18 protein-coding genes and 1 pseudogene are annotated in these 22,304 nt (G+C 68.5%); 12 read left to right on the top strand and 7 right to left on the bottom strand.

All coding sequences use genetic code 11. The annotated features are described in order from the left end of the window. Window positions 1-280 precede the first annotated feature (280 nt). On the bottom strand, window positions 281-763 hold the full coding sequence (locus tag HWX09_RS00095; RefSeq protein ID WP_006479115.1) for an Lrp/AsnC family transcriptional regulator: 483 nt from the start codon (window positions 761-763) through the stop codon (window positions 281-283). Window positions 764-1,049: 286 nt separating this feature from the next. Between HWX09_RS00095 and HWX09_RS00090 the strand changes: the two genes are divergently transcribed. From HWX09_RS00090 to HWX09_RS00075, 4 genes and pseudogenes are all read left to right on the top strand, one after another. After that, window positions 1,050-1,706, top strand: coding sequence for a LysE family translocator (locus tag HWX09_RS00090; protein ID WP_027782945.1), 657 nt, complete (start codon window positions 1,050-1,052; stop codon window positions 1,704-1,706). A gap of 50 nt (window positions 1,707-1,756) precedes the next feature. Further along, window positions 1,757-1,885, top strand: a pseudogene (locus HWX09_RS33935) (voltage-gated potassium channel TrkA); the annotation flags it as partial. Window positions 1,886-1,954: 69 nt separating this feature from the next. Then, window positions 1,955-2,386: a YqaA family protein gene (locus HWX09_RS00080; protein ID WP_027782944.1), complete on the top strand. Its 432-nt coding sequence runs from the start codon at window positions 1,955-1,957 to the stop codon at window positions 2,384-2,386. Between the two features lie 147 nt (window positions 2,387-2,533). Next, window positions 2,534-4,516 carry a methyl-accepting chemotaxis protein gene (locus tag HWX09_RS00075; protein WP_027782943.1) on the top strand — a complete coding sequence of 661 codons (1,983 nt, stop codon included), beginning with the start codon at window positions 2,534-2,536 and terminating at the stop codon, window positions 4,514-4,516. 40 nt (window positions 4,517-4,556) lie between these two features. On the opposite strand, the gene HWX09_RS00070 is transcribed toward HWX09_RS00075, so the two are convergent. Next, window positions 4,557-6,209, bottom strand: coding sequence for an acyl-CoA synthetase (locus HWX09_RS00070; protein ID WP_027782942.1), 1,653 nt, complete (start codon window positions 6,207-6,209; stop codon window positions 4,557-4,559). A 168-nt stretch (window positions 6,210-6,377) separates the two neighbouring features. On the opposite strand from HWX09_RS00070, the gene HWX09_RS00065 reads away from it, so the two are divergent. From HWX09_RS00065 to HWX09_RS00035, 7 genes are all read left to right on the top strand, one after another. Beyond that, window positions 6,378-7,121, top strand: a complete 744-nt coding sequence (locus HWX09_RS00065; RefSeq protein ID WP_027782941.1) for a Crp/Fnr family transcriptional regulator — start codon at window positions 6,378-6,380, stop codon at window positions 7,119-7,121. 185 nt (window positions 7,122-7,306) lie between these two features. Then, complete coding sequence (locus HWX09_RS00060; protein WP_027782940.1) at window positions 7,307-10,555, top strand: efflux RND transporter permease subunit; 3,249 nt, start codon at window positions 7,307-7,309, stop codon at window positions 10,553-10,555. Between the two features lie 36 nt (window positions 10,556-10,591). Continuing rightward, the gene (locus HWX09_RS00055; protein WP_027782939.1) at window positions 10,592-11,824 is read left to right on the top strand and encodes an efflux RND transporter periplasmic adaptor subunit; all 1,233 of its coding nucleotides are present in this window, start codon (window positions 10,592-10,594) and stop codon (window positions 11,822-11,824) included. 5 nt (window positions 11,825-11,829) lie between these two features. Further along, a complete protein-coding gene (locus HWX09_RS00050; protein ID WP_027782938.1) occupies window positions 11,830-13,332 on the top strand; it encodes an efflux transporter outer membrane subunit in 1,503 nt (500 codons plus the stop codon). Between the two features lie 27 nt (window positions 13,333-13,359). Next, a complete protein-coding gene (locus HWX09_RS00045) occupies window positions 13,360-14,055 on the top strand; it encodes a heavy metal response regulator transcription factor (protein WP_027782937.1) in 696 nt (231 codons plus the stop codon). After that, entirely contained in the window at window positions 14,052-15,551 is a 1,500-nt protein-coding gene (locus HWX09_RS00040; protein WP_027782936.1) for a heavy metal sensor histidine kinase, read from the top strand. Before HWX09_RS00045 ends, HWX09_RS00040 begins: the two co-directional genes overlap by 4 nt. A gap of 99 nt (window positions 15,552-15,650) precedes the next feature. Then, window positions 15,651-16,238 carry a LysE family translocator gene (locus HWX09_RS00035; RefSeq protein WP_027782935.1) on the top strand — a complete coding sequence of 196 codons (588 nt, stop codon included), beginning with the start codon at window positions 15,651-15,653 and terminating at the stop codon, window positions 16,236-16,238. A gap of 12 nt (window positions 16,239-16,250) precedes the next feature. On the opposite strand, the gene HWX09_RS00030 is transcribed toward HWX09_RS00035, so the two are convergent. After that, the gene (locus HWX09_RS00030; RefSeq protein WP_027782934.1) at window positions 16,251-17,096 is read right to left on the bottom strand and encodes an AraC family transcriptional regulator; all 846 of its coding nucleotides are present in this window, start codon (window positions 17,094-17,096) and stop codon (window positions 16,251-16,253) included. Between the two features lie 369 nt (window positions 17,097-17,465). Here HWX09_RS00030 and HWX09_RS00025 point away from each other — a divergent pair, with 369 nt between their 5' ends. Next, complete coding sequence (locus tag HWX09_RS00025; RefSeq protein ID WP_027782933.1) at window positions 17,466-18,260, top strand: SDR family oxidoreductase; 795 nt, start codon at window positions 17,466-17,468, stop codon at window positions 18,258-18,260. A 39-nt stretch (window positions 18,261-18,299) separates the two neighbouring features. Here the strand turns inward: HWX09_RS00025 and HWX09_RS00020 are convergent, their stop codons facing one another. From HWX09_RS00020 to HWX09_RS00005, 4 genes are all read right to left on the bottom strand, one after another. Then, a complete protein-coding gene (locus HWX09_RS00020) occupies window positions 18,300-18,674 on the bottom strand; it encodes a hypothetical protein (RefSeq protein ID WP_027782932.1) in 375 nt (124 codons plus the stop codon). 226 nt (window positions 18,675-18,900) lie between these two features. After that, on the bottom strand, window positions 18,901-19,971 hold the full coding sequence (locus HWX09_RS00015) for an AI-2E family transporter (protein WP_027782931.1): 1,071 nt from the start codon (window positions 19,969-19,971) through the stop codon (window positions 18,901-18,903). 137 nt (window positions 19,972-20,108) lie between these two features. Beyond that, a complete protein-coding gene (locus HWX09_RS00010) occupies window positions 20,109-21,218 on the bottom strand; it encodes an NADH:flavin oxidoreductase/NADH oxidase (RefSeq protein ID WP_027782930.1) in 1,110 nt (369 codons plus the stop codon). A gap of 146 nt (window positions 21,219-21,364) precedes the next feature. Then, window positions 21,365-22,051, bottom strand: coding sequence for a type 1 glutamine amidotransferase domain-containing protein (locus tag HWX09_RS00005; RefSeq protein WP_027782929.1), 687 nt, complete (start codon window positions 22,049-22,051; stop codon window positions 21,365-21,367). Between the last annotated feature and the right edge of the window lie 253 nt (window positions 22,052-22,304).

Raw genomic sequence — 22,304 nt, 5'->3', positions numbered from 1 at the left:
GACGCCGTGCTTCAGGCCGCGTCTCAGCCCGATATCGGCGTCGATTAATACGGATCGACGCGGATTGCCGTCAGTCCCGTACCCGGGCCAGAAGCCATTGCCCGCCGGCGCGCGGTCGTGCCCCGCCATCGCGGACGGAAGATTCATCCGTTTTCGTGCGTCCGCCGGCCGTCTCCCCGGCGAGCCTTCCCTATCGGCCGTTCGCCGGTTTCGTCCGCACCCGCGTCTCGCTGCATGCGCCCGCCGTTGCAACGACGGCCGCGCTCCCGTCTCCGCTCCGTCACACCTGAATCGAAGGCACATCCTTCATGCACCGCAGCGCGAACATGGAACGGCTGTGGCGGATGCTCGAAATCCGGTACAGCTTTTCGCGCAGGAAGCGTTCGTAGCCGGCCGTGCCGTCCACCGCCACCTTGATCCAGTAGTCGTACTCGCCCGACACCAGATACGCCTCGAGCACCTCCGGCAGCGCCGCCAGTTCGGCGCCGAAGCGCGCCAGCGCGTCGTCCTCGTGGCGATCGAGCGTGACCTCGAGGATCACGATGTCCGCGTAGCCGAGCTTGCGCTGGTTGACCAGCGCGACATAGCCGTCGATGTAGCCGTCGAGTTCGAGTTGCCGCGTGCGGTTCCAGCATGCGGTGGTCGACATGCCGATCTGTTCGGCCAGTTCGGCGTTCGACAGACGCGCATTTTTCTGCAATGCCCCCAGGATCTTGCGGTCCTGATTGTCGAGCGTTTTCGGCGTGCGTTCGCGGGTAGCCATGATGAGCAGAATCTTCTACTGAAAATCGGCATTCTATCTGAACAGGATTCCGGTTTTAGAGTCATTTTGCTGGAAAACAGGAAGCCTTTTAACCGGGCCGCTTGATACATTTTCTCCATGCCTGCTGCCCGGCACGCTCCCCGCGATACCCCTCGCAACGGGACGCACGGCCGCAATCACGAGTTGCGGTGCCGGCCGGCAGGCATGCGATTCCCCGCCGCCCGCACGCCTATCCGACCGCGTGCGGGGCTGGTGCCCTGCCTTCCCGTTCCTGCCCGCCCGTCACATGTTGTTCAAGCTTTATCTGTCGTTCCTCGCCGCTTCCGTCGTCCTCATCTACGCGCCCGGCCCCGTCAACCTGCTCACGATGAACCAGGCGTTGCGCACCGGCTGGCGCCGCGCGCTGCCATGCGTCTGGGGCGGCACGCTCGCCGTGCTGCTGCAACTCGCGCTGACCGCGCTGTGCCTGAATTCGCTGGTCCACCTCGATGAACACGCGCTGACCGTGCTGCGCTGGGCCGGCGCCGCGTATCTCGTATGGCTCGGCGGCAAGCAATGGCTGAGCCGCGCGCCGGCCGGCGCAGCCGCGGCACCGGCCGATGCCGGCGCGGGAACGGCAAGCGCCGCGCCGGACACCGACACCGGGCGCGCGCTGTTCTGGCGCGGCGTCGCGACTTCCGGGCTGAATCCGAAGACGCTGCTGTTCTTTCCGTCGTTCTTTCCGCAGTTCATCAGCCCGAATGCCGACTGGAGCCTGAACCTTCAATACCTGCTGCTCGCCGCGACGTTCACGCTGTTGTTCGCGGGCGGCGTTGCGTCGATGGCGCTGTTCTCGCACCGGCTGAGCCGCGCGTTGCAACGGCCGGCGCGGATGCGTGCGATGAACCGCCTGACGGGCGGGCTGCTCGTCGGGATGGGCGCGATCATGGTCGGCTGGAACTGAACGGCCGCGCGTACGGTCGAGCGCGTGAGCGTGAGCGTGGCAGCGCGCCCGAACGGCTGCGGCTGTTGAAATCCGACATGGTGTTTTCGCCGCAACGGTTCGCCGGCACGCTCGACGACGAACCGGTCGACGCGTCGATGATCTCGCCTTTGCCGTTCGGCGCGACCGATGCCGCGTGATGTCGTAGGCCGGTGATCCCATGACCGCGTGACCCGGGCCCGCCCCCGCCCGGCCGGTACAATCCCGCGATGTCCGAATTGCTCACCTACGGCGGCCTGTTCGCCGTGTCGATGGTCGCCGCGACCCTGTTCCCGCTGCAATCCGAAGCCGTGCTCGCCGGCCTGCTGCTGGCCGGGCGCGAGCCTGTGTGGGCGCTGGTGCTCGTCGCGAGCGTCGGCAATGTCGCCGGCTCGGCGATCAACTGGGCGCTCGGCCGCGGGATCGAGCATTTCCGCGAGCGCCGCTGGTTTCCGGTCAAGCCGTCCGCGCTCGCGCGCGCCGAGCGCTGGTATGCACGCTACGGCCGCTGGTCGCTGCTGCTGAGCTGGGCGCCGGTGATCGGCGATCCGCTGACGATGATCGCCGGCGTGCTGCGCGAGCCGCTGCCCACGTTTCTCGCGATCGTGACGATCGCAAAAGTCGGCCGCTATCTGGCCGTCGCGTGGCTCGTGACGTACTGAAGCCGTCCGTCATCCGGTTCCGCGTGTCGAGCCGGCGCATACCGCCGCCGTGCGCACGCCGCTAAAGAATTCGCCGAAACTGCCGATTACCTTACGACAAGCGGTGACGCGTGCGTTCCGCCCCTCTCTCCCCACTCAGGATCCCGTATGAGATTGACCCAATTGGGCCGGGTGAGCGTCGGTACGCGTCTTGCCGCGCTGGCGTGCGTGCTCGTTGCACTGCTGTTCACCGTTTTCGCATGGGCGCTCGCCCATTTTGCCGGCCAGCAACTCGCCGACGAGGCGCACGCGCGGATCGCCGACAAGGAGCAGTCGATCGGCGCGATGGTCGAGCTGTTCGACAAGGCGCTGTCGGCCGAAGCGACACGCGCGATGACCCTGTTCGCGAGCTTCCTGCCGGCCGACTTCGCGCTCGATCCGGCACGCACCGTCGACATCGGCGGCGTCGCCGCGCCGACGCTGTCCGCCGGCGGCCAGCCGCTCGACCTCGACTACTCGATTCCCGACCAGTTTCTGAAGAAAAGCGGCGCGATCGCGACGATCTTCGCGCGCGACGGCGACGACTTCGTGCGCATCACGACGTCGCTGAAGAAGCAGGACGGTGCGCGCGCGGTCGGCACGAAGCTCGACCGCGCCGGCCCCGCGTACGCGCCGCTGGTCGCCGGGCGCAGCTACACCGGCCTCGCGAAGCTGTTCGGCCGGCCGTACATCACGCAGTACAAGCCGGTGACCGACGCGACCGGCCGCGTGATCGGCGCGCTGTTCGTCGGCATCGACATCGGCGCCGAGCTCAAGCTCGTCGAAGACGGCATCCGCTCGCTGAAAATCGGCGACAACGGCTACTACTTCGTGCTCGATGCATCGCAGGGCCCGTCGCGCGGCGCCTTCGTCGTGCATCCCGATGCGGCGGGCCAACCGGCCGACGGCACCCGCGCACCCTACGCGCAGATGCTCGCGGCCGGCCAGGGCCGGCTCGCGTACACGTCGACCGACCCGGCCGCGCACGACCGCGGGCCGACCGCGAAAGTCGTGTCCTTCACGACGATTCCGCAGTGGCAATGGCTCGTCGGCGGCATCGCGCTCGACGACGAACTGCTCGCCACCATGCGCGCCACCCGCAACCGCTTCCTGATGATCGGCGCCGTGCTCGTCGCGGCGTTCGCGATGCTGTTCGTCATCGTCGTGCGGCGCGTCGTGAGCCGGCCGCTGGAAGACGCCGCCCGCGCGTCCGAGCGCTATGCGGCGGGCGACCTCAGCGTGCGTATCCGCGACGGCGCGAACGCGCACGGCAGCGCGGGCAACGACGAGATCGGCCGGCTCGTGCAGGCCGTCGACGGAATCGGCGACGGCCTCGCACGAATCGTCGCGCAGGTGCGCAACAGCGCGGCCGACATCGCGCACGGCACGGTCGGCATCGCAGCCGGCAGCGGCGACATCGCCGCGCGAATCGCGACGCAGGCGAGCAGCGTCGAACAGACTGCCGCGAGCATGGAGCAGATCACCGCCGCCGTGCAGCAGAGCGCCGAGCATGCGGCGCAAGCCAACGCGCTGGTCGCGGACGCATCGGCCGCCGCGACGAACGGCGACGCCGCGGTGCAGCGCGTGGTCGCGACGATGGACGACATCGGCCGCGCGACGCGCCGGATCGCCGAGATCACCGGCGCGATCGAAGGCATCGCGTTCCAGACCAACATCCTCGCGCTGAACGCGGCCGTCGAGGCCGCCCGCGCGGGCGAGCACGGCAAGGGCTTCGCGGTGGTCGCGGCCGAGGTGCGCGCGCTCGCGCAGCGCAGCGCAGCCGCGGTCAAGGAGATCGATACGCTGAGCGCCGAATCGTCGACGACCGTCGAACAGGGTTACCGGATCGCGGACGCCGCGCGCGGCACGATGCGCGACATCGTCGCGCGGGTCGACCAGGTCCGCACGCTGATCGGCGAGATCAGCGCCGCGTCGCGCGAACAATCGACCGGCATCGAGCAGGTGAATCTGGCCGTCACGCAGATCGGCGCCGCGACGCAGCAGAATGCGACGCTGATCTCGGATGCCGAGCGCGCGGCCGTCGCGTTGCGCGACCAGGCCGCGCAACTGTCGGACGCGGTGAGCGTGTTCCGGCTGGAGCGCGGCGCGTGATCTCGTGATCGTCCGCGCGCGGCGGCTGAAAGCCGGCCGCCTACTTCTTGTCGCCGGCCAGGTCGATCGCCTTGTCCGAGCCGACCGCATGGCGCAACTGGAACTTCTGGATCTTGCCGGTCGACGTCTTCGGCAGCTCGCCGAAACGCACGGCCTTCGGCACCTTGAAGCCAGCGAGCAGTTGCCGGCAGTGCGCGACGATCTCCTCCTCGGTCGCGCTCGCGCCTTCGCGCAGCTCGACGAACGCGCACGGCACCTCGCCCCATTTCGGGTCGGGCATCGCGACGACGGCCGCCACGGCGACGGCCGGATGGCGGTACAGCGCGTCCTCGACCTCGATGCTCGAGATGTTCTCGCCGCCCGAGATGATGATGTCCTTCTTGCGATCCTTGATCCGGATATAGCCATCCGGCATCAGCACCGCGAGATCGCCGGTATGGAACCAGCCGCCGCGAAATGCGTCATCGGTCGCCTTCGGGTTCTTCAGATAGCCCTTCATGCAGATGTTGCCGCGGAACATGATCTCGCCGAGCGTTTCGCCGTCGGCCGGCACCGGCGTCATCGTGTCGGGATCCAGCACCGTCGCGCCCGCTTCGAGGTGATAGCGCACGCCCTGGCGCGCATTGAGCCGCGCGCGTTCCTCGTCGGACGCCGCTTCCCAGTGCGCCTGCTTGGCGCAGACGGTCGCCGGGCCGTAGACCTCGGTCAGCCCGTACACGTGCAGCAGGTCGAAGCCGATCTCCTTCATCTTCGCGATCACGGCCGGCGCGGGCGCCGCGCCCGCGACCATCGCATGCACCGTATGCTCGATCCCTTCGCGGAGCTCGGCCGGTGCGTTCGCGATCGCGCTCTGCACGATCGGCGCCCCGCAGTAATGCGTGATGCGCTCGCGACGGATCAGGTCGAACACGGTCTTTGCGTCGAACTTGCGCAGGCACACGTTCACGCCCGCGCGCGCCGCGACGGCCCACGGGAAACACCAGCCGTTGCAGTGGAACATCGGCAGCGTCCACAGATACACCGCGTGCTTCGGCATGTCCCATTCGAGGATGTTGCTGATCGCCGCGAGATACGCGCCGCGATGGTGGTAGACGACGCCTTTCGGGTCGCCCGTCGTGCCCGACGTGTAGTTCAGCGCGATCGCCTCCCATTCGTCGGCGGGCGGTGTCCATGCGTAGCCGGGGTCGCCGCCGGCCACGAACGTCTCGTAGTCGGTCGCGCCGGCGAAACGGGCGGGATCCGCCGGCATCGCGTCGGCCACGCTGACGATCTTCAGGCCCGGCACCTCGAGCGCCGCGCGATGTGCGACCTCCGCGTATTCGGTGTCGACGATCAGCACCTTCGCCTCGCCGTGACGCAGCATGAACAACACCGACGACGCGTCGAGCCGCGTGTTGATCGTGTTCAGCACGGCGCCGGCCATCGGCACGCCGAAGTGCGCCTCGACCATCGCCGGGATGTTCGGCAGCAGCGCCGCGACGGTGTCGCCGCGGGCGACGCCGGCCTGCGCGAGCGCGCTCGCCAGTTGCCTGGCCCGCGTATGGGTTTCGCCCCACGTGCGCCGCACGTCGCCGTGCACGATCGCCGTGCGCTCGCCGTAGACTTCGGCCGCGCGGACCAGAAAATCGATCGGCGTGAGCGGCACGTAATTGGCATCGTGGCGGCCGAGCCCGGCCTCGAACATCTGCGTCATGATCCTGTCTCCCGTGTTCTGTCGACCGGGGCGCATGCACCCCGGATCGTTTTGATGTGGTTCAATTGCCGACAGCCTAACGGGCGCTATTGTGAGCCGTCTGTCATCGAAACGACAGAGTGCCGCTCGAGCGCTGCGCGTTATCCCTATCCTCGCAAACCCGCACCCATGCACGACCACCCCGACGCGGCCGCCGCCCCGGCCGACACGCTTCCCGAACCGGGCCCGCTGCCGCCGCTGGCGACGCTGTTCGTCCAGTGCGCGTGGTTCCGCACGCTGGCGCCCGAACACCAGGCGCTCGTGCTGGCCCAGTCGCACGTCGAGCAGTGCGAAGCCGGCGACGTGATCGCGCAGCGGCTCGCGCCGTCCGAATACTGGATCGGCGTCCATCAGGGGCTGCTGAAGCTCGCGATCTTCAACGTGTCGGGACGCGGCTGCACGTTTTCCGGCGTGCCGTCGGGCGGCTGGTTCGGCGAAGGCAGCGCGATCAAGCGCGAGCTGCGCAAGTACGAGGTCGTCGCGATCCAGCGCTCGACCGTGCTGTTCGTGCCGGTCGACACGTTCCATGCGCTGCTCGATGCGAGCCTGCCGTTCACGCGCTTCGTGATTCATCAGTTGAACAACCGGATGGGTGAATTCATCGCGTCGATCCAGAACAGCCGGCTGCTCGACGTCGACGCGCGGGTCGCGCAGGCGCTCGCGCAGCTCTTCAACCCCGCGCTGTACCCGGATACCGGCCCGTCGCTGTCGATCTCGCAGGAGGAACTGGGGATGCTGGTCGGCGTGTCGCGCCAGCGGATCAACCAGGCGCTGCAGCAGCTCGAGAAGCTCGGCGCATTGCGGCTCGCGTACAACCAGATCGAGGTCGTCGATCTCGATGCGCTCGCCCGCTTCGGCATGGAGCAGCTGTGAGCGCCGCCCGATGCGCGAAACCGCCGCCGTCGCGACGGCGCATTCCGTGTGCGGAATCGGTCGGCGGCCAGCGCGCCCCAACCTGACAATTCAGCCAGTTTCGCGACAGTAACCCGTGCCGGGCCGACGCCTATCATTCGGGTTCCCTTCACCGACGCCCGATCACCGCCTGTCCCGCCGCCTCCATGTGGATCGTCAATCTCGCGCTCAGGCGCCCCTACACGTTCATCGTCATGGCGATCATGATCGTGCTGGCCACCCCGCTCGCGCTGATGCGCACACCGGTCGACGTGCTGCCCGCGATCAACATCCCGGTGATCAGCGTGATCTGGAATTACAGCGGCTTCTCCGCGACGGAGATGACGAATCGCATCACGGCCGTGCATGAACGGATCCTGACGACGACCGTCAACAACATCCAGCACGTCGAATCGACGTCGCTGCCCGGCATTGCCGTGGTGAAGGTGTTCCTGCAACCGGGTGCGAACGTGCAGACGGCCATCGCACAGACGGTCTCGTCCGCGCAGGCGATCGTGCGGCAGATGCCGCAAGGCGCGACACCGCCGCTCGTGATCACCTATTCCGCGTCGAGCATTCCGGTGATCCAGCTCGGGCTGTCGAGCAAGACGCTCAGCGAACAGTCGCTCGCCGACATCGCGCTCAACTTCCTGCGCCCGCAGCTGATCACGGTGCCGGGCGTGCAGATTCCGTTCCCGTACGGCGGGCGCACGCGCGTGGTCGCGATCGACCTCGATCCGCAGGCGCTGCTCGCGAAGGGCCTCACGCCGGCCGACATCGTCAACGCGGTCAACGCGCAGAACCTCGTGCTGCCGACCGGCACCGCGAAGATGGGTCAGACCGAGTACCGGATCGACACGAACGCGTCGGCCGATACGATCGCCGACATCAACGACCTTCCGGTCCAGACCGTCAACGGCGCGACGACCTACCTGCGCGAGGTGGCGTCGGTACGCGACGGCTTCGCGCCGCAGACCAACGTCGTGCGCCAGAACGGCCAGCGCGGCGTGCTCATCTCGATCCTGAAAAGCGGCGACGCGTCGACGCTCAAGGTCGTGTCGGACCTGAAGGCGCTGCTGCCGAAGGTGATTCCGACGCTGCCCGAGGGACTCACGATCACGCCGCTGTTCGACCAGTCGGTGTTCGTCAACGCGGCCGTCCAGGGCGTGATCCACGAGGCACTGATCGCCGCCGTGCTGACCGCGATGATGATCCTGCTGTTCCTCGGCAACTGGCGCAGCACGCTAATCATCGCGATCTCGATCCCGCTGTCGATCTTCACGTCGCTGATCGCGCTGTCCGCGCTCGGCGAAACCATCAACATCATGACGCTCGGCGGGCTCGCGCTCGCGGTCGGCATTCTCGTCGACGATGCGACCGTCACGATCGAGAACATCGAGCGGCATCTTCATCTCGGTACGCGCCGGGCCGCCCCAAGCGTGCCGAGCAGCCCCCTCGGGGGGCAGCGATCGGAGGGAGCGTGGGGGTCGTCGTTCAGTACGGACCTGCACGAAGCGATTCTCGAAGGCGCCGGCGAGATCGCGGTGCCCGCGCTCGTGTCGACGCTGTGCATCTGCATCGTGTTCGTGCCGATGTTCTTCCTGACCGGCGTCGCGCGTTTCCTGTTCGTGCCGCTCGCCGAAGCCGTGGTGTTCGCGATGCTCGCGTCGTACGTGCTGTCGCGCACGCTGGTGCCGACGCTCGCGATGCTGCTGTTCCGCCCGCAGCAGGCGGGCACCGGCCCCGACCATTCGACGTCGCGCTTCGCACGCGTTCATCACGCGTTCAACGATGCGTTCGAACGGCTGCGCGCGTGGTACATCGTGCTGCTCAGCATCCTGCTCGTGCGCCGCCGCTTCTACGCGCTGTGCTTCCTCGGCTTCTGCGTGCTGTCGACGGGCCTCGTGTTCGTGCTCGGCCGCGACTTCTTCCCGAACGCCGATTCCGGCAACATCCGTCTGCACATGCGCGCGCCGACCGGCTACCGGATCGAGGAAACCGCACGCCTCGCCGACCAGGTCGAGCGCGTGATCCGCGAAACCGTGCCGCCCGACGAGCTCGGCGCGATCGTCGACAACCTCGGGTTGCCGGTGAGCGGCATCAACCTGTCGTACAGCAACGCCGGCACGATCGGCACGCTCGACGGCGAGCTGCTGATCGCGCTGAAGCCCGGCCACCGCGCGACCGGGCATTACGTGCAGACGCTGCGCACGCTGCTGCCGCAACGCTTCCCGGGCGTCGAGTTCTTCTTCCAGCCGTCGGACATCATCACGCAGATCCTCAACTTCGGGCAGCCGGCCGCGATCGACGTGCAGGTGCTCGGCAACGATCTCGCGAGTAACATGACCATTGCGAGCAGCCTGATGAAAAAGATCAGGCAAATCCCCGGCGCCGTCGACGTGCACGTGCTGCAACGCAACGACGAGCCGACCCTGCTGGCCGACATGGACCGTACGCGCATGCAGCAGCTCAATCTCTCCGCGCAGAACGTCGCGCAGAACATGCTGATCTCGCTGTCGGGGAGTTCGCAGACGACGCCGTCGTTCTGGATCAACCCGCGCACCGGCGTCCAGTACCCGCTGCAGATCCAGACCCCGCAATACAACATCTCGTCGGTCGACGACCTGCTCGGCACGCCGATCTCGGCCAGCGGCCGCACGGGCATGCCGCTGCAACTGCTCGGCAATCTGGTGCGGGTGCGCAGTACCGCGGATCCCGCGGTGATCACGCACTTCAACATCCGCCCGGCGATCGACGTGTACGTGAGCGTCGAGGGCCGCGATCTCGGCGCGGTCGCGGGCGAGATTGATCGCATCGTGACCGACGCGCGCGCGACGCTGCCGCGCGGCACCGGCCTCGCGATGCGTGGCCAGATCGAGACGATGCGTACGTCGTATCTCGGCCTCGGCGCGGGCGTCGCGATGGCGATCGTGCTCGTCTACCTGCTGATCGTCGTCAATTTCCAGTCGTGGCTCGACCCGTTGATCATCGTCAGCGCGATGCCGGCCGCGCTCGCCGGCATCGCGTGGATGCTGTTCGTCACCGGCACGCACCTGAGCGTGCCCGCGTTGACGGGCGCAATCATGACGGTCGGGGTCGCGACCGCGAACAGCATTCTCGTCGTGTCGTTCGCGCGGCAACGCCTCGCGGCCGGCGCGCCGCCGCTCACGGCCGCGCTGGAGGCCGGCGCGACCCGGATCCGGCCGGTGCTGATGACGGCGCTCGCGATGATCATCGGGATGGTGCCGATGGCGCTCGGTCTCGGCGAAGGCGCCGAGCAGAACGCGCCGCTCGGCCGCGCGGTGATCGGCGGGCTGCTGTTCGCGACCGTTTCGACCTTGCTGTTCGTGCCGCTCGTGTTCGGCGGCGTGCATGCGCGGCTGGCCCGGCGGCGCGCGCGCCAGGCCGGACACTGACTTTCGCCCCACTACCCGGTTGAACTGGTTGAATTCATGGAAGAGAAACATCACAGCACCGTCGGCATCCACGTGGACGAACGCGGCATGAACCTGCCGGCGCGCGCGTCGGTGTCGCGACGCGCGCGCATCGTCGTGATCGTGATCGGCGTGCTGCTGGCCGCCGGCGCCGCGCGCACGCTCATCGTCAACGGGCTCAACCGCAACCGGCTCGACGCGGTCGCCGAGCAGAACACGCGCCAGTACGTGAGCGTCGTGCATCCCGTCGACGCGGCCACCGGTGGCAAGCTGACGCTGCCCGGCACGCTGCGCGGCTTCGTCGAGGCGCCGATCTATGCGCGCGCCAGCGGCTACGTGCTGCGCTGGCAGGCCGACATCGGCGCGCACGTGAAGCAGGGGCAAACGCTCGCCGAACTCGATACGCCGGAACTGAACCAGGAACTGGCGCAGGCCACCGCGCAACGCCAGCAGGCGCAAGCCGCGCTCGCCCTCGCGAAGACGTCGTTCGACCGCGCGCAGCAGTTGCGCCAGCGCGATGCCGTATCGCAGCAGGAACTCGACGACCGGCAAGGCGCATTCAGCCAGGGCACCGCGAACCTCGCCGCGGCCGATGCGAACATGCGCCGCCTCACCGAGCTGAAGGGCTTCCAGCGGATCGTCGCGCCGATCGACGGGATCGTCACGCAGCGCAACGTCGACGTCGGCGATCTCGTCAGTTCCGGCAACGCGGGCCGCGCGCTGTTCTCGGTCGTGCAGGCCGACCGGCTGCGTCTGTACGTGCAGGTGCCGCAGGCGTATGCGCAGCAGGTGAAGGTCGACCAGCACGTGAGCGTCGCGCAGGCCGAGCTGCCTGGGCGGACGTTCGACGGCACGATCACGCGCACGTCCGGGTCGATCGATGTCGCGACGCGTTCGCTGCAGATCGAGATCACGCTGCCGAACCCGGACGGGCAGCTACTGCCCGGCGCCTACGTGCAGGCGACGCTGCCGATGACGCCGGTCGGCCGCCTGCAGGTGCCGGCCAGTACGCTGCTGTTCCGCGCCGAAGGCCCGACGGTCGCGACCGTCGATGCGAACGGCGAGGTGCGTCTGAAGCAGGTGACGGTCGTGCGCACGATCGGCCAGACGCTCGAAATCGACGGGCCGGTCACGCCGAACGACCGCCTCGTCGCGAACCCGAGCGACGCGCTCGCGAACGGCGACCACGTCGTCGTGCAGGCGCCGGCGGCGGCGCAGCCGGCCTCGGCGGTCGCCGGAGCGAAGTCGTGATCGCGATGCGCACCCGCGTGCGGCCGGCGGCGCTCGCCGCCGTCGTCGCGGCCGCCGCCCTCGCCCTCGCCGGCTGCACGGTCGGCCCGGATTACCGGCGTCCGGCCGTCGACACGCCGGCCGCGTGGCGGCTCGACCCGGCCGACGGGTACTGGCACCCGGCCGCACCGGCCCGCGCGCCGCTCGATCCGGCCTGGTGGACCGCGTTCGGCGACGCGCAGCTCGCCGCGCTGGAAACCGACGCGCTGCGCAACAACCAGAACCTGAAGGCGGTAGCCGCGCGCTACGACCAGGCGAAGGCGACGCTCGCGTCGGTTGCGTCGGCGCAATATCCGGCCGTCGGCCTGAACGCGAGCGGCCAGCGCTTCAAGATCTCCGCCGACCGGCCGCAGACCAACTACGCGACGAAGAGCATGTCGACCGTGCAGAACGAGATCCAGGTCGGCGCGGCGGTCAGCTACGAACTCGACCTGTTCGGTCGCGTGCGGCGCAGCGTCGAATCCGCGCAGGCCAGCTCCGAGCAGGCGCGCGACGATTTCGCGAACGCGCGCCTCGTGCTGAGCGCCGATCTCGCGTCGAGCTATTTCGCGCTGCGCGAACTCGACACCGAGATCGACGTCGTCAAGCGCTCGATCGAGTTGCAGCAGAAGGCGCTCGATTACGTGAGCGCGCGCCACGACCTCGGCGCGGTGTCGGGCCTCGACCTGTTGCAGCAACGCGCGCAGCTCGACGCCACGCGTACGCAGGCCCAGTTGCTGATCCAGCAGCGCGCGCAGGTCGAAACCGCGATCGCGACGCTGGTCGGCACGCCGGCCCCCGCATTCTCGCTGCCGCCGCGCGTGGTGCCGATCAACGCGCCCGCGCTGCCGACCGGCATGCCGAGCGACCTGCTGCAGCGGCGCCCCGACGTCGCGTCGGCCGAGCGCGCGATGGCCGCCGCGAACGCGCAGATCGGCGTCGCGCGCGCCGCGTATTTCCCGCGCATCACGCTGTCGCCGGACCTCGGCTGGGACGCGACGCGCTTCGCGGGCCTGTTCACCGTGCCTGCGCTGCTGTGGTCGGTCGGCGGGTCGCTCAGCCAGCCGCTGTTCGAGGGCGGCAAGCTGAAGGCCGGCGTCGATTTCGCGCAGGCCGGCTACGTGGCCGCGCAGGCCGGCTACCGCCAGACCGTGCTCACCGCGTTCCAGGAGGTGCAAAATGCGGTGACCGGCCTGTCAGTGCTGGCGCAAGCGGCGCAGCAGGCATCCGCGGCGGTCGACGACGCGCGCAAGCTCGTCTCGCTCGCGCAGGACCGTTACGCGGGCGGCCTGACGCCGTTCATCGACGTGCTGACGGCCCAGCAGCAATTGCTGACGAGCGAGCGCCAGGCCGTGCAGATCCAGGGCCAGCGCGCGGCGCTCGTCGTGTTTCTCGCGAAGGCGCTCGGCGGCGGCTGGGACGGCGGTGCGGCGAACGGCCCCGCGCCGTCGGACGTCGCGGCGGCCGGCCCGGCGAATACGAGCCCTTAACCGGATTACCCGGACAACGGATCGAACATGAAAGTACTGATCGTCGAGGACGAACCGAAAGTCGTCGAATACCTGAAGAGCGGCCTGACCGAGGAAGGCTGGGTCGTCGACACCGCGCTCGACGGCGAGGACGGCGCGTGGAAAGCCGTCGAATTCGACTACGACGTGGTCGTGCTCGACGTGATGCTGCCGAAGCTCGACGGCTTCGGCGTGCTGCGTGCGTTGCGCGCGCAGAAGCAGACGCCCGTGATCATGCTGACCGCGCGCGATCGCGTCGACGACCGCGTGCGCGGCTTGCGCGGCGGCGCCGACGACTACCTGACCAAACCCTTCTCGTTCCTCGAACTGATCGAACGGCTGCGTGCGCTGACGCGCCGCGCGCGCGTGCAGGAATCGACGCTGATCTCGATCGGCGACCTGCGCGTCGACCTGATCGGCCGCCGCGCGACCCGCGACGGCGCGCGGCTCGACCTGACCGCACAGGAATTCCAGCTGCTCGGCGTGCTCGCGCGGCGCAGCGGCGAGGTGCTGTCGAAAACGACCATCGCCGAGCTCGTGTGGGACGTGAACTTCGACAGCAACGCGAACGTCGTCGAGACGGCGATCAAGCGCCTGCGCGCGAAACTCGACGGCCCGTTCGCGGACAAGCTGCTGCATACGATCCGCGGCATGGGCTACGTGCTCGAGGCGCGCGAGGACGGCGACACGGAGCGGCGCGCATGAAACGCTCGATCATCCTGCGGCTCTCGGCGATGTTCGGCATCGTGTCGCTGCTCGTGTTCACGCTGGTCGGCTGCGGGCTGTTCGTGATGATGGAGCGCCAGCTGTTCGCCGAATTGCGCGCGACGATCGACACGCGCGCCAAGGTCGCCCAGATGATCGTGTCGCACGCGACCACGGCCGCGCGCGGCCGCATGATGCAGGAAAAACTCGCGGATCTCGAACCGCCCGACGGCTCGACGCACTATCAGGTGATCAGCGACGACCCCGCATTCCGCTTCGGCAGACCCGTCAACGGCGTGCCGCTCGATCCGCCGGTCGGCGCGTACCAGCGCTACCAGCTCAACGACAGCAGCTACGCGGTGATGACGAAAACCATCACGCTGGCCGGCGCCGACGAGCGGCCGACGCTGCAACTGGTCGTCGCGACGTCGTGCGAGCGTACCCAGCGGATGCTGCGCCGCTTCGGCTGGACGCTGGCCGCGCTGATCGCGACGGCTACCGTCATCACGCTGCTGTTGAGCCGCGCGGTCGCGCGCTTCGGGCTCGCGCCGCTCGACCGGCTGTCGCAGGACGCCGCAAGCGTGAGCGCGACGAACCGCCGCCAGCGGCTGCACACCGACGCGCTGCCGACCGAGCTGCGCGATCTCGCGACGTCGTTCAACGGCGCGCTCGAACGCATCCAGCAAACCTACGCGCGGCTCGAAGCGTTCAACGCGGACGTCGCGCACGAGCTGCGCACGCCGATCAGCATCCTGATCGGCCAGACCCAGGTCGCGCTGACGAGCCGCGACCGCTCGGTCGACCGGATGCGCCAGACGCTGCAGTCGAACCTCGAGGAATTCGAACGGCTGCGCGTGATCATCAACGACATGCTGTTCCTGTCGCGCAGCGACCGCGGCGAACGCGCGACCGACCTGAAGGACGTGTCGCTCGCCGACGAGGTGCGGCGCATGCTCGACTTCCTCGAAATCCCGCTCGACGAGGCGCAATTGCGCGCCGAACTGCACGGCGATGCGCGCGCGGCCGTCGATCCGTCGCTGTTCCGCCGCGCGATGACGAACCTGCTGATCAACGCGATCCAGCATTCGGCGCCCGGCGCGACGCTGAACGTGACGATCACGCGCCGCGACACGCTCGTCGACATGGCCGTGTCGAACCCCGGCGAGCCGATCGACCCGGTGCAGCGCTCGCACGTGTTCGAGCGCTTCTACCGGCTCGAGGAAGCGCGCGCGAACAGCAAAGAAAACCACGGGCTCGGGCTGTCGATCGTCAAGGCCGTGGCCGAGATGCACGGCGGCGGGGTGTTTGTCGCATGCTCGGGCGGCGTCAACACGTTCGGCTTCTCGGTGTCGACGCAGCCGTACTCGGGCGGGCCGCTGCGTCCGACCGATGCCGTCGGCCCGGCCGGTTCCACCGGTTCCACCGGTTCCACCGGTTCCACCGATCCCGCCGATCCGCACGCGCGGCCGGCGCACGTGCCGCGCGCGTTGCACTGACCGCGGCCCCGCGCCGCCGAGGGCAGTTTTCTTCAATACGGGCCGACGCGGCGCCCGTAGTCTCGATGCGACTTTCGACATTTCGCATGGAGACACCTGATGAGCATCCTGGTTTCGATGGCCGCGTTCGCGCTCGCCTCGTCGATCACCCCCGGCCCCGTCAACATCGTCGCGCTCAGTGCGGGCGCGCGCCACGGTCTCGGCGCGAGCCTGCGCTACGCGGCCGGCGCGACGCTCGGCTTCGTCGCGCTGTTCCTGCTGATCGGCCTCGGCCTGCACGCGGCGCTCGCGCGCTGGCCCATGCTGACGACGGCCACGCAGTGGTCGGGGATCGCGTTCCTGCTGTTCATGGCGCTGCGGCTCGCGCTCGACGACGGCCAACTGTCGGCCGATCCGGACGTGGCTGGCCCGTCGGCGGCGGCAGGCGCGGCGATGCAGTGGCTCAATCCGAAGGCATGGCTCGCGTGCGTGGCCGCGATGGGTGCGTATGCGGCCGACGGCGACCGCGCGCAGATCTGGCAGTTCGCCGCGCTGTATCTGGTGATCTGCTTCGCATCGATCGCATGCTGGGGCTATGCGGGCGCGTCGCTGCGGCACCGGCTCGCGAACGCGCGACGCATGCGCGTGTTCAACCGGTTGATGGCGCTGCTGCTCGCGGGCAGTGCGTTGTTTCTGCTCGACGTGTAGCCGCGGCGGCATTCAGCGCATCGCGCTGCGGTACTGCCCGGGCGTCGCGGCCGCGATCCGCCGGAATGCGCGCTGGAAATGCGCCTGGTCCGCGAAGCCGGCGTCAAGCGCGACTTCGGCGATCGGCCGGCCGCGGCGCAATTCGGCGCGGCCGTACTGCACACGCCGATCGATCAGGAACGCATGCGGCGTCATCCCGTAACGCGCATTGAACGCGCGGATCAGGTACGACGGCGACAGGTCGGCCGCCGCGCAGATCGCATCGAGCGTGACGGCCTCGCGGCAATGGCCGGCGATGTAGTCGGCCGCGCGCGCGAGCTTCGCGTTGTCGTCGCGTGGCCGCGCAGCGGGCAGTTCGCGATCGAGCGCGCCGTGCAGCGCCGTGAAGAATTCGACCGCCGCGCTCTCCTTGCCGAGCGCATCGATGCCGGGCGACACGAGCGTGCGGTAGAAGCCGCCAAATTGCGAGAACAGGTCGCCGCGCTCGGTCAACTTCGGCGAAAATCCGTGAAAATCGCGATTCGGATCGCGGCCCAGCGCGTGTTGCAGCCGCGCGAGCCACGGCACGTCGACATAGACCATCCGGTACGCCCACGCGTCGGGGCCGTACGGGTTGCATGCGTGTACCTGCTCCGGATCGATGATCACGAGCACGCCGCGCCCGACGTGTGCGTTCGTCGCGCCGTTCACGTACGTGCTCGTGCCGCCGACGATCGCGCCCACCGAAAACGTGTCGTGCGTGTGCTTCGCGTAGCAGATCGCGCGCCCGTCGTCGACGGTGCGCGCCTCGATGAACGGCAGCGCGGTATCGCGCCAGAACGGCGACGGTACGGCGGATCGGTTGGCGATACGGCTCACGCAGCGGGCTCCCGGGTCGGACGACGAACGCTCACCGTACAAGACCGTGCAGCGTAGCGCAACCATACCGCCCGGCTTCGACGTTCAGCGCGATTGCGCCCACGAAAATGAGCGTGGGCGCAATCCTGCCCCGTCGATTCTTCGACACAAGGTGCTGAGCATGTCGCGCTTAGGCTGGAACAGCTCCCGCCCTGCACCCGCTTGCAGGCATTCCGCGTGCTCGGCGTTCGAGTCGAGGGAATCGGTCTTCGCCTCGACGCCGCCGACACGCGCGCAAGATGGCCTATTGACCGGAATTTGCCTAAGCTTTGAATTCCGTCCGCCGCGGCACGCGCGGCGGTTCCCGTTCACTCTTCCCCCGCCACGCTCATGCAGATCGATCTGAAAGGCAAGACCGCGGTCGTCACCGCTTCCACCGCCGGCATCGGGCTCGCGATTGCCGAAGGGCTCGCGCGCGCCGGCGCACACGTCGTCGTCAATGGCCGCAGCGACTCGTCGGTGCAATCCGCGCTCGAGAAACTGCGCGACGCCGTGCCCGGCGCAAGCTTCGACGGCGTCGCCGCCGACCTGTCCGACGCGGCCGGCGTCGCGCGCCTCACGCAGCACACGCCGGATGCCGACATTCTCGTCAACAATGCGGGCATCTACGGCCTGAAGGCGTTCTTCGACATCGACGACGCCGAATGGGAACATTATTTCCAGATCAACGTGATGTCCGGCGTGCGGCTCGCGCGGCATTACCTGAAAGGGATGATCGAACGCAACGCCGGGCGCGTCGTGTTCATTTCGTCGGAATCGGGCCTGAACATTCCCGTCGACATGATTCATTACGGGTTCACGAAAACCGCGCAGCTGTCGATCGCTCGCGGCCTCGCGAAGCTCGCGGCCGGCACCCGCGTGACGGTCAATTCGGTGCTGCCGGGGCCGACGATGTCCGAAGGCGTGCGCGCGCTGCTGAAGACGCAGGCCGACGAAACGGGCCGCAGCATCGACGACGTTGCCGTGGAGTTCGTGCGCAGCGAGCGCGCGAGTTCGATCATCCAGCGGCCCGCGACGACGGAGGAAGTCGCGAACCTGGTCGTGTACGTCTGCTCGCCGCAGGCCTCGGCGACGACCGGCGCGGCGTTGCGCGTCGACGGCGGCGTGGTCGACACGATAGCGTGACGGCAGTATGACGGGCTCGCGCGGCGCGTGGCCGCCGCGCTATCGCGACGCGCTCTTGCCCGACTGAAGCGCGCCCTTGCGATCGGCGTCCATGCAGGTATCGAAGCCGGACTGCGTGACGACGCCGGCTTTGTCGAACACGACGAAGTACGACCGGTGATCGTTGCCGTGCTCGATGAAGTAGTTGTAGCAGACGCCGCTGCCGTTACGGACCATCCAGACGCTGCGCGGGTTGCCGGCGGCGCGGACGACGTCGGCGCGCGTCGCGCCGTGCCGCGACGCGGCCCGTGCAAGCGGCGTGCGCGAATACGAGAACGGCAGCCACGAGTCGAACCACGCACAGCCATGCAACATCAGGCAGCTGGCCGCCAGGGACAGCGTCGCTGCGGGACGGAACATCGGAATCAATCGCATGCTCGGGAAATCTGCTGCGCCATACCGGCGTGATCGAAAGCCCCATGCTACTCGACCTTTGGGTCCGGATCGAAAAGAAATGTAGAGATCTTTATCCGAATCCCTGCGGTTGCTGGCTTCCGCGACCGCCGAATCGTCATCAATCGTGACAAACCGGTGCAAGCGTGCACGCGCATCCGCACCGCTGCACCGGTGCATCAGCTCAGTGCAACGGCATGCGCGATGATCAAGCGATCCATTCGGCCCACAGCATCGTCAGCACCGTCATCAGCGCAGGCCCCACGAACAGCCCGATCAGGCCGAACGTCTCGGCGCCGCCGAGGATACCGAACAGCACGAGCAGGAACGGCAGCCGTGTCGAACCGCCGATCAGTACCGGCCGCACGAAATGCTCGGCGATGAACACGACGATGAACCCGAGCGCCGCCACCCCGACGGCCCACATGGTGGCCCCTTGCACGAACAGCCAGAGCGCCGCGCCGCAGAACACGATCGGCGCGCAGAACGGCAGCATCGCGGCGACCGCCGTGACGAGCCCGAGCAGCGCCGCGTGCGGAACGCCGGCGAGCGCATAGGCGACGCCGAGCAACGCGCCCTCGCCGAGCCCGACGACGACGAGCCCGGTCACCGTGCCGTACACGGCCGCGACCATGCGCTCGATCAGTTCCGCGCCGTTGCGCCCGAACGCGCGCCGCGCGCCCTGCAGCAATGCGCCCGACAGCTTGTGGCCGGCGCGCAGGATCACGAACAGCGTGACGAGCATGAAACCGAATTCGAGCAGCACATGCGCGAGCTTCGTGCCGAATTGCCGGCCGAACGCGATGAATCTCTCGCCGTTGACGCCGTGCATCGCGGTAGCCGCATGCAGCGGATGGCCGAGATTGGCCTGCCACCATTCGGTGATCTGCGCGGCGCCGTACGGCAGGCGGCCGACCACCTCCGGCAGCGGAATGCCGTTGTCCTGAATCGTGTGCAGCCACTCGCGCAGGTCGTGCGCCTGCGCGATCGCCTGGGTCGTCGCGATGGCCACCGGCAGTACGACGAGCAGCGAAATCCCCGCCGTGATGACGGTCGCGATCAACGTCGGCCGATCGCGGAACAGCCGGTGCGATTCGAAGCGTTTCAGCAGCGGCCACATCGCGATGGCGATCACGCAGGCCCATGCGATGGCGGGAATGAAGTCGCGGATCACCCACAGCGCGAGCACCAGCAGCGCCGCATACAGCGCGACGCGGGCGATCTGCTGGGCGCGCGGCCGCGCGGCGGAATCGGGAGACGACGGGACATGTGCGGCCATGGCACCTCTGTCGAAATGAAAAAATGGCGGTTCGTCGAGGCAACCGGCCTGGACGAAGCGCCATTCTATCCATCGGCGCCGGATCGGCGGCACGCGCGATGCGCGCGGCCAGCCGGCGCTACGTCGGCGCACCCGGCTCAGGCTGCCTCGTCGGCGATCCGGTAGCGCTCCAGCCAGTGCGCGTACGGCGCGGGCAGCGTCCACGACGGACGCTCGACGCCGAGCTGCCTGGCCGCGTGATACGGCCAGTGCGGATCGGCCAGGTGCGCGCGGCCGACCATCACGAGATCGAGCTGCGCTTGCTCGACCACGCGGTTCGCCAGTTGCGGCGTGTCGATCCCCCACGCGGACGACACCGGCAGCCCGGCCTCGCGGCGCACGCGCTCGGCGATCGGCGCGAGGAACGCCGGGCCCCACGGAATCTGCGCGGTGGGCGTCGAGAAGCCGACCGACACGCTCAGCATGTCGAGCCCTTCCCGCTTCATCCGCTGCGTGAGCGCGATCGACTCGGCGAGCGTCTCTTCGTCGCGGCCGTCGTATTCGATCACGCCGAGGCGCGCGGTCAGCGGCAGATGTTCGGGCCAGACCTTGCGAACGGCCGCGAGCGTGTCGACGAGAAAGCGGCCGCGGTTGTCGGCCGAACCGCCGTATTCGTCGGTGCGCTGGTTCGAATGCACCGAGAAGAAGCTCTGGCCGAGATAGCCGTGCGCGAAGTGCAGTTCCAGCCATTCGAAACCGAGGTCCCGCGCACGCTGCGCCGCCGCGACGAAGTCGGCCTGCACGCGGGCGATGTCGTCGTGCGTCATTTCACGCGGCACCTTCGGCAGGTGCGCACCGAACGGCACCGCCGACGGCGCGATGGTCTGCCAGCCGCGCGAATCGCCGTCGGCGATATGGTCGTCGCCTTCCCACGGGCGGTTCGCGCTCGCCTTGCGGCCCGCGTGCGCGATCTGGATGCCGGGCACCGAGCCGGCCGCCTTGATCGCCGCGACCGACGGTGCGAACGCGTCGGCCTGCGCGTCGTTCCACAGCCCTGCGCAGCCCGGCGTGATGCGCCCTTCCGGCGACACGGCCGTCGCCTCCGCGATCACGAGGCCCGCGCCGCCGCGCGCGATGCCGGCCAGATGCACGTGATGCCAGTCGTTGACGACGCCGTCCTCGGCGACGTACTGGCACATCGGCGGCACCGCGATGCGGTTGCGCAGCGTGACATCCTTGAGTTTGAACGGTTCGAACAGGGCAGACATCCACGACTCCTTTGCTGGGTTCTGCAAAACGGCTGGGAATGCGCGGTGCGGTGAGGTGTGCACGGCGCAACGATGCGGGCCGCCGGCGGACCGGCTGCGCCCGACGACGGCAAGGAAGCGGCGCCGGTCCGTCCGGCGCCGTGCTTTCAGCGGTGGCCGAGCTTCGCGAGCAGCGCCTCGGCCGCGGGCGCCGACGACGCGGGGTTCTGCCCCGTGATCAGCAGCCCGTCGGTGACGACATGCGGTGCCCAATCGGCGCTGCGCTCGAATTCCGCGCCGTTGGTCTTCAGCATGTCCTCGACGAGGAACGGCACGACCTCGGTCAGCTCGACGGCCGCTTCCTCGCTGTTGGTGAAACCCGTCGCGCGCTTGCCGCGCACGACCGACTCGCCGGTTTGCGGGTTCTTCACGTGGCGCAGTACGCCCGGCGCATGGCAGACCGCCGCGACCGGCTTGCCTGCCGCGAGCGTGCGCTCGATCAGGCCGATCGAATGCAGATCCTCGGCGAGATCCCACAGCGGGCCGTGGCCGCCCGGGTAGAACACGGCGTCGTAGTCGTCCGCCGACACATCGGCCAGCTTGCGCGTCGACGCGAGTTCGGCCTTGGCCGCCGCATCGGCGTCGAAGCGGCGCGTCGCGTCGGTCTGGGCGGTCGGGTCGCTGCTCTTCGGATCGAGCGGCGGCTGGCCGCCCTTCGGCGACGCGAGCGTCAGCTCGATGCCCGCATCCTTGAACGTGTAGTACGGCGCGGCCAGTTCCTCGAGCCAGAAGCCGGTTTTCTTGCCGGTGTCGCCAAGCGTGTCGTGCGAGGTCAGGACAACCAGGATCTTCATGATGGGACACTCCTTCGAAAATGGACGGGGAACGGGGCCGCACGTCGGTGCGGCACGCCTGTCGGTTAGTCCGTCGGCGCGCGGCAACGTGCGATTCATTCATCCGCATGCGATAAACGTCTATTAGACCAGTCGTCTAGAAGCAGCCGAAATAAAACGACGGCGTCCCGCTACTTGAGCCTGGCGGAAACGTCGCCGCATTCAACGACGACGGATGATATTCCTGAATTAGACCGGTCGTCTAGAAGAATGC

Origin of the sequence: Burkholderia sp. BCC1208 (assembly GCF_902833095.1) — a bacterium.
Lineage (GTDB): Bacteria > Pseudomonadota > Gammaproteobacteria > Burkholderiales > Burkholderiaceae > Burkholderia.
The sequence above is the reverse complement of the archived record's forward strand: the minus strand, read 5'-3'. Positions and strand labels throughout refer to the sequence as shown.